General features: G+C 73.8%; 11 protein-coding genes. 4 read left to right on the forward strand and 7 right to left on the reverse strand.

Annotation, left to right across the window (positions count from 1 at the left end):
* Positions 1–34 precede the first annotated feature (34 nt).
* The 5 genes from IF02_RS0118250 to IF02_RS0118270 all read right to left on the reverse strand — a co-directional run bounded on the left by IF02_RS0118250 (position 35) and on the right by IF02_RS0118270 (position 5172).
* A complete protein-coding gene (locus IF02_RS0118250) occupies positions 35–694 on the reverse strand; it encodes an ABC transporter ATP-binding protein (protein ID WP_030158213.1) in 660 nt (219 codons plus the stop codon).
* Entirely contained in the window at positions 687–1589 is a 903-nt protein-coding gene (locus IF02_RS0118255; protein ID WP_051696339.1) for an ABC transporter ATP-binding protein, read from the reverse strand. Before IF02_RS0118255 ends, IF02_RS0118250 begins: the two co-directional genes overlap by 8 nt.
* A gap of 107 nt (positions 1590–1696) precedes the next feature.
* Complete coding sequence (locus IF02_RS0118260; RefSeq protein ID WP_037836542.1) at positions 1697–2563, reverse strand: ABC transporter permease; 867 nt, start codon at positions 2561–2563, stop codon at positions 1697–1699.
* A complete protein-coding gene (locus IF02_RS0118265) occupies positions 2556–3566 on the reverse strand; it encodes an ABC transporter permease (protein WP_030158219.1) in 1011 nt (336 codons plus the stop codon). The genes IF02_RS0118260 and IF02_RS0118265 overlap by 8 nt, the downstream gene beginning before the upstream one ends.
* A gap of 10 nt (positions 3567–3576) precedes the next feature.
* Positions 3577–5172: an ABC transporter substrate-binding protein gene (locus tag IF02_RS0118270; protein ID WP_030158221.1), complete on the reverse strand. Its 1596-nt coding sequence runs from the start codon at positions 5170–5172 to the stop codon at positions 3577–3579.
* A 216-nt stretch (positions 5173–5388) separates the two neighbouring features.
* Between IF02_RS0118270 and IF02_RS0118275 the strand changes: the two genes are divergently transcribed.
* Positions 5389–6345: a fibronectin type III domain-containing protein gene (locus IF02_RS0118275; RefSeq protein ID WP_030158223.1), complete on the forward strand. Its 957-nt coding sequence runs from the start codon at positions 5389–5391 to the stop codon at positions 6343–6345.
* Positions 6346–6429: 84 nt separating this feature from the next.
* On the forward strand, positions 6430–8532 hold the full coding sequence (locus IF02_RS0118280; RefSeq protein WP_078622160.1) for an ATP-binding protein: 2103 nt from the start codon (positions 6430–6432) through the stop codon (positions 8530–8532).
* 144 nt (positions 8533–8676) lie between these two features.
* On the opposite strand, the gene IF02_RS0118285 is transcribed toward IF02_RS0118280, so the two are convergent.
* Positions 8677–8862: a DUF5999 family protein gene (locus tag IF02_RS0118285; RefSeq protein ID WP_030158228.1), complete on the reverse strand. Its 186-nt coding sequence runs from the start codon at positions 8860–8862 to the stop codon at positions 8677–8679.
* A 369-nt stretch (positions 8863–9231) separates the two neighbouring features.
* Here IF02_RS0118285 and IF02_RS0118290 point away from each other — a divergent pair, with 369 nt between their 5' ends.
* Positions 9232–10002 (forward strand): hypothetical protein, encoded by a 771-nt coding sequence (locus tag IF02_RS0118290; RefSeq protein ID WP_030158230.1) that lies wholly within the window; start codon positions 9232–9234, stop codon positions 10000–10002.
* 33 nt (positions 10003–10035) lie between these two features.
* On the opposite strand, the gene IF02_RS0118295 is transcribed toward IF02_RS0118290, so the two are convergent.
* Entirely contained in the window at positions 10036–11268 is a 1233-nt protein-coding gene (locus tag IF02_RS0118295) for an acyl-CoA dehydrogenase family protein (protein WP_030158232.1), read from the reverse strand.
* A 193-nt stretch (positions 11269–11461) separates the two neighbouring features.
* Between IF02_RS0118295 and IF02_RS0118300 the strand changes: the two genes are divergently transcribed.
* Positions 11462–12106 (forward strand): TetR family transcriptional regulator, encoded by a 645-nt coding sequence (locus IF02_RS0118300; protein ID WP_030158234.1) that lies wholly within the window; start codon positions 11462–11464, stop codon positions 12104–12106.
* The last annotated feature ends 16 nt before the right edge of the window (positions 12107–12122 follow it).

Below are 12122 nucleotides of genomic sequence, written 5' to 3' on the forward strand. Positions count from 1 at the left end.
CGCCGTACGGGTGTTGACCGTCCGTGACGGGCGATCAGTGCTTGACGATCTCGTCCCAGTGGGTCGTACGGTCGCACCAGCGGGCGAGCAGGACCGGATCGTGGCCGACCGCCAGGAGCCCGGCCCCGGTGTCGGCGCGGTACTCCTCGACCACCCCCACCAGGGCGGCCGTGGTCGAGGCGTCCAGCATCGCGGTCATCTCGTCGCAGACCAGCCAGCGCGGGCGCAGCACCAAGGCGCGGGCCAGGCAGGCGCGTTGCAGCTGGCCGTCGCTGACCTCGTGGGGGCGCCGGGCGAGCAGATCCGCGCCGAGTCCGACACGCGCGGCCAACTCTGGAACTGTCGCTTCCACTTCTCCGCGCCGGCCCGTTGCCCGGAGGGGTTCCGCGACGAGGTCGCGCAGCCGCAGGCGGGGGTCTGCCGAAAGGCGGGGCTGCTGGAAGACGACGCCGACCCCGACGCGCAGGGAGCGCGGCGCCCGATGACGGAAGCCCGTCACGGCAGTGCCGTCGAGGGCCACGGTCCCCCGGTCGGGCCGGTGCAGCAGGGCGGCGACCCGGGCGAGGGTGGACTTGCCGCAGCCGCTGGGGCCGAGGAGGCCGAGGGCCTCGCCGGGGCGGAGCGTGAGGTGCGCGTCGCGGACGACGGGGCGGCGGCGGTCGTAGCCGGCGGTGATGTTCCGGAGCTCAAGCATGGTGGCAGGCCACCCCTTCGGCGAGCGGGGGCCGCTGCGTGCGGCAGATCGCGTCGGCGCGGGCGCAGCGGGCGGCGAAGGCGCAGCCGGGCGGGAGCGCGCCGAGCTCGGGCGGGGCGCCGGGGACGGGGGTGAAGGCCCGCTCGGGCAGGGCGTCGAGGAGGCCGCGGGCGTAGGGGTGGCGGGGGCCGGGCGCGCCGAAGAAGGCTTCGGCGGGCGCGATCTCCACGATCCGGCCCGCGTACATGACGGCGACGGTGTCGGCGATCCGCTCGGCGGCCGCGAGGTCGTGCGTGATCATCAGCAGCGCGCGCCCGGCCTCCCGGGTGTGGGCGCGCAGCTCGTCCACGGTGCGGTGGACGAGGTCGCGGTCGAGGCCGGTGGTCGGCTCGTCGGCGAGCAGCAGGGGGGCGTCGCCGATGAGCGCGAGGGCCGTGGCGGCCCGCTGGGCGAGTCCGCCGGAGAGTTCGTGGGGGTGGCGGTCGAGGTGGGTGGCGGGGAAGGCCGCCCGGCCGGCCGCGGCTTCCGCGCGGGCGCGCAGTGCGGCCCTGCCGCGGCCCGCCGCGCGGCCGGCCAGTTCCCGTACGGTCTCCTCCAGGTGGGAGCGGATCGCGCGGACCGGGGTGAGGTGCGCGGCGGGGCTCTGCGGGACGAGGCCGATGCGGCGGCCGCGGACGGTCCGGGCCAGCGTCCGCTCGTCGGCGGCGAGTACGTCCAGCCCGTCGGCGAGCCGGGCCGACCCCGCGGTTTCGGCGTTGCCGGGGAGCAGGCCGAGCAGGGCGGAGGCGAGGACGGACTTGCCGCAGCCGCTCTCCCCGACGAGGGCGAGGCACTCCCCGGCGGCCAGCGTGAACGTGGCGCCGGTGACGGCCTCGACGTACTGCCCGCCGCCCATCCGGAACCGCACGGACAGCCGGTCCACCCTGAGGACGGGAGCGCTGGAGGGAGCGCCGGACGGATCGGTGGCCGGATCGGCGGCCGGACCAGTGGTCGGATCGGCGGTCACAGGGTCAGCTCCGAGCGGCGGCGGGGGTTCAGGCGGTCGCGCCAGGCTCCCGCGAGGCCTGCGATGGCCAGGGTCGGGACGATCAGGAGGAGGCCGGGGAACAGCGTGGGCCACCAGTCGCCGGCGAGCAGCGAGCCGCGCGCCGTCTGGACGAGGTTGCCCAGGCTGGCCTGGTGGGCGGGGAGTCCGAGGCCGAGGAACGACAGCGCCGACTCGTGCCACATCGCGTGCGGGATCATCAGCACCGCGGCCAGGCCCGCCTGCGGGAGCACCGCCGGGACCAGGTGGCGCACGGTCACGCGCAGGCGCGAGGCCCCGCCCGAGATCGCCGCGTCGACGAACGGCCGGGAGCGCAGCGACAGCACCTCGGCCCGGACGATCCGCGCCGTCGACAGCCAGTGCGTGAGCGCGACGGACACCACGACCGGCCACACGCCCGGCCGGAACATCGCCACGATGAACACGCCCAGCAGCAGGTGCGGGATCGACGCGAGGGTGTCGACCGCCCGCATCACCAGCCGGTCGGTCCACCCGCCGAACGCCCCCGCGGCCGCGCCCACCGCCGTGCCGATCACCGTGGCGACCAGCGCGGCCACCAGGCCGACCAGCAGCGAGACGCGCAGTCCGTACACGCAGCGCAGGAGCAGGTCGCGGCCCACGTCGTCGGTGCCGAACGGGTGCGCCCACGAAGGCGCATGGAGCTTCATCGACAAGTCGACCGCCTGCTGGTCCAGCTGCGCCAGCGGCGGAACCAGCAGGACCGCCAGGGCGATCAGCGCCACCAGCACCGCGGAGGCGCGCACCCGCAGCGTCCGCGTCGAACGCCCTGCCCGGCCGCGGCCCTTCCACACGAGGTCAGCCATCGAAGCCCACCCGCGGGTCCGCCAGGCCGTACAGCAGGTCGGAGAGGAGGTTCCCGGCGAGGACGGCGGCCGTGGCCAGCACGGTCAGCGCCGCCAGCAGCGGGAAGTCCACCGAGGTCGCCGCCTGCACGGTGGCCGCCGCGATGCCCGGCCAGCTGAACACGGTCTCCACGAGCAGCGCTCCGGTGATCAGCTCGGGCACGCGCGAGCCGATCAGCGTCAGCATCGGGAGCATCCCGGCGCGCAGCCCGTGGCCCAGCAGTACGCGCCGCTCGCCGACGCCCCGCGCGCGGGCCCCCCGTACGGGGTCCTCGTCCAGGGCGTCGGCCACGCCCTGGCGGACGTACAGGAAGAACCAGGGGAGTTGGGAGAGGCCCAGCACCAGGGCGGGCAGGACAAGGTGGCGGACCACCTGGTCCGCGGTGACCGCGTCGCTGCCCGCGTCCGTGAGCCCGCCCGACGGCAGGACGCCGAGGTGCACGGAGAAGAACCAGACGGCGAGCAGGCCGAGCCAGAAGGCGGGCGCCGCTTCCAGGGTGTAGGCCAGCGAGGACACCACCCGGTCCAGCGGGCCCCCGCGGCGGCGGGCCGCGAGGACGCCGAGCGCCGTCCCGGCCAGCACGGCCACCGCGAAGGCGGTGGCGGCGAGCAGCGCCGACCAGCCGACCCGCTCGGCGATGACGTCGGCCACCGGCCGGCGCATGACGGCGGAGGTGCCGAGGTCGCCGGTGAGCGCCGAGGTGAGCCAGTCCCACCACCGGCCGACGAGCGGCCGGTCCACGCCCAGGTTGGCCCGCAGCTGGTCGAGGCCGGCCTGCGAGGCGGTGAGGCCCGCCGTGCCGGCGTACGCCTTGACCGGGTCGAAGGGGGACAGCTCGGCGACGGCGAAGACCCCGAAGGTGACGGCGAGCAGGACCGGGGCGGCGAGCAGGGTGCGCCGCCCGGCCATGCGCGCCATCGGCCCCCAGGGCAGGCGCGGGGAGCGCGCTGACCGGGTGTTCATCGGGGCCGGCTCACTTCTGCTTCGGCTTCCAGGCCTCGACGTTCCACCAGGGGCCGGCGCCGAGGCCGTGGTCGTGCGGCTCGACCTGGGTGGTGAGCCCGTCCCACTTGTCGTTGACGACGTACAGGTGGTCGATGTGGGTGAGGAAGACGTAGCCGGGGTTGTTCACCAGCTCGCGCTGGACGGTGTCGTACGCGGTCTTGCGGACGGCCGGGTCGCCGCTCCTGCGGGCTTCGTCCAGGGCGCGGTCGACGCTCTGGTTGTCGTACCGGGCCATGTTGTTGAAGCCGTCGCCACCGAGGGAGGACGTGAGCAGCAGGTACTGGTCGAAGTCGGGGTCGGCCGGGGAGCCGCCGCCCGCGAGGACGGCGTCGGTCTTCATCCGGGGCTCGATGACCTCCCAGGTCCCGGACTCGGTCGTGACCTCGATGCCGGCCTTCTTGGCGTCGGAGGCGAAGGCGAGCGCGTGGTCCTGGCGGATCTTGTCGCCGGAGGTGTACCAGAGCGGGAAGGAGGCACGGACCCCGTCCTTGGCGCGGATGCCGTCCTCGCCCGCCTTCCACCCGGCCTCGTCGAGGATCTTCTTCGCCTTGTCGAGGTCGTACGCGCGCTCGGTGCCGGCGGTGAACCAGGGACTGCCGGTCGGGACGGGCCCGTAGGCGGGCTTGCCCGCGCCCGACAGCAGCTTGTCGACCATGGTGGCGCGGTCCACGGCGATGTCCAGCGCCCGGCGGACCGCCGGGTCGCCGGTGACCCGGTGGTGGGTCGGCAGGGTCACGTTGCGGTAGTCGAAGGACTTGGCCGCGTACGTCGTGCGCGCCTTGTCGTCCTCGAAGCCCTTGGCGAGGTCGGGCGGCAGGATCGCCGCGTCGAGCTCGCCGGAGCGCAGCCGGGTGGCGCGTACGTCGTCGTCCTTGATGACGGCCATGGTGAACCTCTTCACCGCCGGCTCGCCGCCCCAGTACGCCGGGTTCGCCTTGAAGCCGAGCTTCTCGCCCTTGGACCAGGCGGTGAGCACGTACGGCCCGGTGCCGACGGGCTTGGCGGTGAATTCCCCGCTGTTGACGTCCTGCCGGCCCGCGATGTGCTCGGGGGCGATCGGCAGCACGGTCCGCTCGGCGAACGGCGCGTACGGGTACTTCAGCGTGAACACGACCGAGTCGGCGCCCCGCTCCTCGATCCCGGCGATCGCGTCGAGCTCGGTCTTCGAGGCGTTGTTCGTCTTCGGGTCGAGGATCGTGCGGTACGTGAAGACGACGTCCTTGGCGGTGAAGGGCGTCCCGTCGCTGAACTTCACGCCCTGGCGCAGCTTGTACGTGTACGTGAGCCCGTCGGCGGAGACCTCGGGCAGGGCTTCGGCCAGCGCGGGCTTCAGCTTCATGTCCGCGTCGTGCGCGAGCAGCCCGTCGAAGATCTTGGAGTTGCCGTCCTTGCCGTACCCCAGCAGGGGGCTGAGGGTCTCCGGCTCGTTCGCGATGCCGACCACGGCCTCGTCGGCGCCCGCGCCCCCGGCCGCGGAGCCGGGGTTGGAGCAGGCCGCCACGCCCGTGATGAGTGCGGCGGCCAGCGTCGCCCTGGCCGCTCCCCGTGCTGTCCGGGCCGTCATGCTGTGCACATCCCTGTATTGCCGTTTTCGAGCAGTTCATGATCAACCGCTATTGCAAAGAGATCGCAATAATGCCAGACGGGATCAGAAGAACACGAACCCGGTCACATCGGCCGCCGGGGAGAGAGCGCCGCGCGCGGGTCTTGCCGCACCGCCCGCGGCCGTGCCATATATGTCTAGACCTTTACGAGGAAGCGGAAGCCGAGGAAGGCCCCCGTGCGACGCACCGCCCCCCTGCTCGCCCTCTGCCTGGCCGCCACCGGGCTCGCCGCCTGCACCGCGGCCGACACCACGCCCCCCGCCGCCCCCGCAGGGATCACCGCACAGGCCGGCAGCGCCACCTCCGTGCACGTCATGTGGCGGGCGGCGGCCCCGGCCGACGCGGTGACCAACTACCAGGTCTTCCAGGCGGGCCGGCTGGTGCGCGAACTCCCGGCCGACAAGACGATGGTGGACATCACCGGCCTCACCCCGCAGACCGGCTACGCCTTCACGGTCCGGGCCCGGGACGCCGCCGGGAACACCTCCGCCCCGAGCGCCTCCGCCGAAGCCACCACCCCGGCCGCCAAGGCCGAGGACCGCCAGGCCCCCACCGCCCCCGCCCGCACCACCGGCCGGGCGGACGGGCCCCGGTCCGCCACGCTGTCCTGGGCCGCGGCGAGCGACGACACCGGCGTGACTGCGTACGACGTCTACCAGGGCGGCATCCGCATCCACACGGCCGGCCCCGGCGAGACCGGCACCACCCTGACCGGCCTACAGCCGGACACCGTCTACACCTTCACCGTCCGGGCCCGCGACGGCGCGGACAACTCCTCCCCCGACGGCCCGGCGGTGGACGTGACCACCCCGCCCTCCGCCGGGCAGGGCCCGGGCACCGCGCCCTCCGAATTCACCGCGACCGCCTCCCCCGGCGCCGTCACGCTGACCTGGACCGCCCCGGACACCGGCCGTCCGACCGCCGAGTACGAACTCCACGTCAACGGACGGCCCGTCACCGTCATCCAGTTCGGCGCCGGAGCCGTGCCCGCGTCCGGAGCCGCCGGGGTGGAACACCGGCTCACGGTGACCGAGCCGGCCGGCACGCGGTGGACCCTCAAGCTGCGCGCCCGGCTGCCGGACGGCAATTGGGGAGCCTTCTCCGCGGAGCGCAGCATCGTACTCGTGGCATGAGGCGCACGGCCCGACTCCGGGCAACGTGACGGCAATCCGAACGAAACGGCACGGCAGGGCAAGAAGATCGCGCACAATACACCCGTGTTCGGTGAGTACGCGTTCAACAGAAGACGGCCGGATTCAGCGGAGCCCGACGGCGATCCCGAGCCGGCTCCCTGCGCCCCGCCGGGGAACCTGCCGCCCGACCAGGGAGGGTTCATCGGGCGGGAGAGCGAACTCGCCGAGCTGCACTGCCTGTTGCGCTCCCGCAGGCTGACCACCCTCACCGGGGTGGGCGGCGTCGGCAAGTCCCGCCTCGCCCTGAGGGCCGTCAGCGATCCCGAACAGGCCCGGCCCGACGGGGTCTGGTGGGTGGAACTCTCGCCCCTGCGCGACCCCGGCCTGCTCACGATGACCGTCGCCCACGCCGTGGGCCTCGCCGACCACTCCGCCCGCCCCCTCGACGAGGAGCTGTGCGCGTGGATGGCCGACAAGGAACTGCTCCTCGTCCTCGACACCTGCGAACACATGGTGGCCGAGTGCCGCCACCTCGTCGGTGAACTCTTGCAGTCCGCACCCGGGCTGACGGTCCTGGTCACCTCCCGGGAACCCCTCGACAGCCCCTGCGAGAAGGTCGTCGAGGTCTGCCCGCTGCCCTGCGACGGCCCCGAAAGCGACGCCCTCGCCCTGTTCCGCGCCCGGGCCGCGGCCGCGACCCCCGAGGCCGCGGCGGCCTTCGACGACCCCGGACGGGCGCGGCTCGCGGCCGAGGTGTGCCGCCGCCTCGACGGGATCCCGCTCGCCCTGGAACTCGCCGGCGCCCGGCTGCGGCTGTGGACCCTGGAGCAGATGGCGCAGCGCCTCGGCACGCGCTTCGCCGTGCTGTCCGACAACGGGCCCGCCCTCCAGCCCCGGCACCGGACGATGCGGACCGCGATCGGCTGGAGCCACGAGCTGTGCGAGCCGGTGGAACGGCTGCTGTGGGCCCGGCTGTCCGTCTTCACCGGGGACTTCGACGCCGCCGCCGCCCGGGCGGTGTGCTCGGGCGGCCCGCTGCCCGCCTCCCGGGTGGAGCGGGTGCTGGCGGGCCTGGTCGCGAAGTCCGTCGTACGGCGCACCCTGGAGCGGGGGGCGGGCGCCCGCTACCGGATGCTGGACACCATCCGCGAGTACGGCCACGACTGGCTGACCGAGCTCGGCGAGGTACAGACCGTCGCCGACCGGCACGCCCACTGGTACGCCGCGCTCTGCCAGGCCGCCGACCGGGGCTGGATGAGCCCGGACCAGGTGGACTGGTACCGCAGGATGACCGCCGAGCACGCACAGCTGCGCACGGCGCTGGAACACCTCCTCGGCGCGGACCCGGCGGCCGCGCTGGAGATGGCCGGGGCCCTGTGGTTCTTCTGGTTCTCGTGCGGGCACGTCCACGAAGGGCGGGGCTTCCTGGAACGGGCCCTGCGGACGGCCCCGGGCACCGGCGCCGCGTACACCCAGGCCCTGTGGGCCCTCGGGCTGACCGCCCTGCTCCAGGGGGACATGGACGCGGCCCGGGAGCTGGGCGCGGAGTGCACCCGCGCGGCGGCCCGGCTGGCGGATCCCGAGCCGGAGCTGCGCGCGGCGTATCTGCACGGGGTGTCGGTGCTGATGCCCGGGGACCCCGTACGGGCGCTGGAGCTGGCCGGGCCCCGGGCACGGGCCGGCCACGGCGGCCGGACCAGCGGCCCGGGCTGGCTGCTGTGCCGGCTGGCCACCGGCTACGCCCTGTGTGACCTGCAGCGCTTCGAGGAGGCCGCGGAGGAGGCCCGGGGGCTGCGCGAGGCCTGCGCGGAGCTGGGCGAGCGCTGGCTGCGGGCGTACGCGGACTACGTGCTGGCGGTCGCGGCGCTCGGGCTCGGCCACCACGGGGAGGCGGCACGCCACGTACGGGCGATGCTCTCCGGGAAGCGGCTGCTGGGCGACCGGTTCGGGATCGCGCTCGGCCTGGACGTCCTCGCGGCGGCGGTGGCGGCGCTGGGCGACGGAGAACTCGCGGCGCGGCTGCTGGGCACCGGGCACGCCTGGTGGCGCACGGTCGGCCGGCCGCAGATGGGCTCACCCTCGCTGACGGCCTTGCGGGACCGGGGCGAGCGGCAGGCCCGGGCGGCGATCGGCGACGAGGCCTACGAGGCCGCGTTCCTGGGCGGAACCGCGGCGTCCACCAGCTGAACTCCAGCTGGTGGGGCCGCGTAACGTCGGGGCTCCCGTCAGTACGGGAGGGGTCTGCCCGACGGTGTGCGCAGGTCCAGGTCTCGTGGTGCCGGCTTGGGGACGGGCTTGCGGATCAGCTGCTGGCGCATGCGGCCTCCTAGCTCAGACCAGGGCCGGGCGGCGGGGTTCCACCGCGCGGCCGTCGGGGAGCAGCTCACCGGTGTCATCGAAGACCACCAGGCCGTTGCAGAGCAGGCTCCAGCCCTGTTCGGGGCGGAAGGCCACGGTGCGGGCGGCGTCGTGATCGGCGCTGTCGGCGGACGGGCAGGGGGGCTGGTGGGAGCACATGGCGCACCTCCTCGCAGTGTGGGGCGGGAGGGCCGGTGGTCACCCGGTCGAATCCGCGATCCACGGTGGCGGTGAGTATTGCTGATCGCCGCCCCCGGACGGAACCCATATTCGTGGTCCAGTTCAGGGTGTGTATGCCCGCTCACCATGCGCTCATGCCCGGTATTCGGATCGTTCACCCGACACCCCTTGGAGGGGGCGGCCACGGGGGTCCCGGCGGTGTTCGCGGCGCGTACGGGCGTGGCCGGGATCACGTTCGGCGCGGGGCCGTTGACCGGCTGCCGCGGGCGTGGGCCGCGGGCCGGGCGGGCTAGGGTGCCGGTGATCACCGATCGCCCGGTGGTCACCGCGAGACCCGAGGAGAGATCCGTGGCCACTCCGCCACCGCAGCACGGCGCCGGCCCGTACCACCCGTACCACCACCCGTCCCACCCGTACGCCCCGCAGCAGGGCAGCCCCTACCCGTACGGCGTGCCGCCGCAGGCGGTCCCGTACGGCCACCAGCCGGTGCCGCAGGCCCCGTACGGATGCCGCGTGTGCGGGGCCCAGCCGGCGGTGCAGGCCACCGTGCGGGGGCACCAGGGCATGCTCGTCCTGATGCGGTTCCTGCGCCAGGAGGGGCCGTTCTGCCGCGACTGCGGGCTCGCGACCTACCGCAAGATGTCCGCGGACACGCTGTGGCAGGGCTGGTGGGGCCCGCTGTCGGTCTTCATCACTCCCGTCACCCTGCTGATGAACCTCGGCGCGCGGGCGCGCTTCCTCAAACTCGCTCCCCCGGCGGGCGCCATCGTGCCCTCGCTGAACCCCGGCAAGCCGCTGTGGCGCCGGCCGTCGGCGCTGCTCTTCCTGGTGCCGATGGTGCTCCTCGCCTTCGCGCCTCCCGTCCTCGTGCTGCTGGGCCTGATGGTCGGGGGCGACGAGCTGCCGACCGGCCCGGCCATCGGGACGTGCGTGCGCGATGCGGACAAGCTGCGCAACGAGAAGCTGGTGCCGGAAGCCTGCGGTTCCCCGCTGGCCAAGTACCTGGTCACCAAGGAGCGGGGCACCGGCGGCGCGGACTGCGCGGACGGCGATCTGATCAGCGTCCCCGACAAGTGGGTCGAGGGCGCCCACTCGCTGTGCCTCACGCCCGTGCACTGACGGACTCCCGCGTGAGGCACGGCGCGCGAGCGGCTAGCGGATCGGCATCTGCGAGATCGTGCGGGCGATCACCAGCCGCTGGATCTCGCTGGTGCCCTCGAAGATGGTGTAGATCGCGCTGTCGCGGTGCATGCGCTCCACCGGGTACTCGCGGGTGAAGCCGTTGCCGCCGAGGATCTGGACCGCCTGGGCGGTGACCTTCTTGGCCACCTCGCTCGCGAACAGCTTCGACATGGAGCCCTCCGCCGAGGTGAAGGGCTTGCCCGCGACCGCCATCCAGGAGGCCCGCCACACGAGCAGCCGGGCCGCGTCGATGGAGGTCCGCATGTCGGCGAGCTGGAAGGCCACGCCCTGGTTGTCGATGATCGGACGGCCGAACTGCGTGCGGGTCTTGGCGTAGTCGAGGGCCACCTCGTACGCGGCGCGCGCCGTGCCGACGGCCATGGCCCCGACGGCCGGGCGGGAGGCCTCGAAGGTGGCCATGGCCGCGTTCTTCACCCGCTCGCCGGCGCCGCCGGCCTTGGCCCGCTCGTGGGCCCGCGCGAGCCGCTCGTCCAGCTTCTCCTTGCCGCCGAGCAGGCAGGACCCGGGGACGCGGACGTCCTCCAGGACCACCTCGGCGGTGTGCGAGGCGCGGATGCCGTGCTTCTTGAACTTCTGGCCCTGGGACAGGCCCGGGGTGTTCGGCGGCACGATGAACGAGGCGTGGCCCTTGGTGCCGAGCTCGGGGTCGACGACGGCGACGACGATGTGGACGTTGGCGATGCCGCCGTTGGTCGCCCAGGTCTTGGTGCCGTTGAGCACCCACTCGTCCTTGGCCTGGTCGTAGACGGCGCGGGTCCGCATCGAGCCGACGTCGGAACCGGCGTCCGGCTCGGAGGAGCAGAAGGCGGCGACCTTCACGTCGTCCGGAGTGCCGTACATCTGCGGGATCCAGGTCCCGATCTGCTCCTCGGTGCCGTTGGCGACGACGCCGATGGCGGCGAGCCCGGTGCCCACGATCGACAGGGCGATGCCCGCGTCGCCCCAGAACAGTTCCTCCATGGCCATCGGGATGCCGAGGCCGGTAGGGTCGAAGAACTGCTGGGCGTAGAAGTCGAGCGAGTAGATGCCGACCTTCGCGGCCTCCTGGATGACGGGCCACGGAGTCTCTTCGCGCTCGTCCCATTCCGCGGCGGCGGGCCGGATCACATCGGCCGCGAAGCCGTGGATCCAGTCGCGTACCTGCTTCTGGTCGTCATTGAGCTCCATGGTGAACTCCGCCATGTTCCCCTCCAGCTGTGCGTCCACCAGTGTGTTACTAGCGGTAACCCATACGGTGGCCACAGTCTGTTACCGACGAGTAAGCACTGTCAAGCAGAGCCGTCCGCAGCGCAGCCGATTCGATCGCGAGGGTGTGCGGGGTGTTACGTTGCGTGGGCGTCACGCACCATCGCAAGGGCGGGGAGAGAAACACGTCATGGAGACCACTCAGCAGGCCGGCGAACCGGGAGCGGCCGAGCGCCGCAGGCGGGAGCTGCTCGAAGCGGCCGACCGGGTCGTCCTCCGGGACGGCCCCAAGGCGTCCATGAACGCCATCGCGGCGGAGGCCGGCATCACCAAGCCGATCCTCTACCGGCACTTCGGCGACAAGGCGGGGCTCTACCAGGCCCTCGCCGTCCGGCACACCGACGCCCTGCTCGACTCGCTGCGGGCCGCGCTCGACGCCCCGGCCGAGCGCCGCAGCCGCGTGGAGTCCACCCTGGACACGTATCTCGCGGCCATCGAGGCCCGGCCACAGGTGTACCGGTTCCTGATGCACCCGGCCGAGGACTCGCACGCCGCCGAGCGGGGCTTCGACGTGGGCCTGCACTCGGCCCCGCTGCTGCGCCGGCTCGGCGAGGAGCTCGCCGACGTGATCGGCGAGCGCGTGGACCTCGGCCCCGGCGGCGAGCGCCTGGCCCGGATCTGGGGCCACGGCATCGTCGGCATGATGCACGCCGCCGGCGACTGGTGGCTCGGCGAACGCCCGTGCGACCGCGCGGAGTTGGTCGCCGGGCTCACGGACCTGCTGTGGGGCCGGCTGGCCACGGCCGGCAACCGTGTGGACGGCCCGGGGTTCTGAGAGCCGGCGCCGGGGC

It is taken from the genome of Streptomyces sp. NRRL S-244 (genome assembly GCF_000717915.1).
In the GTDB taxonomy this organism is placed as follows: domain Bacteria; phylum Actinomycetota; class Actinomycetes; order Streptomycetales; family Streptomycetaceae; genus Streptomyces.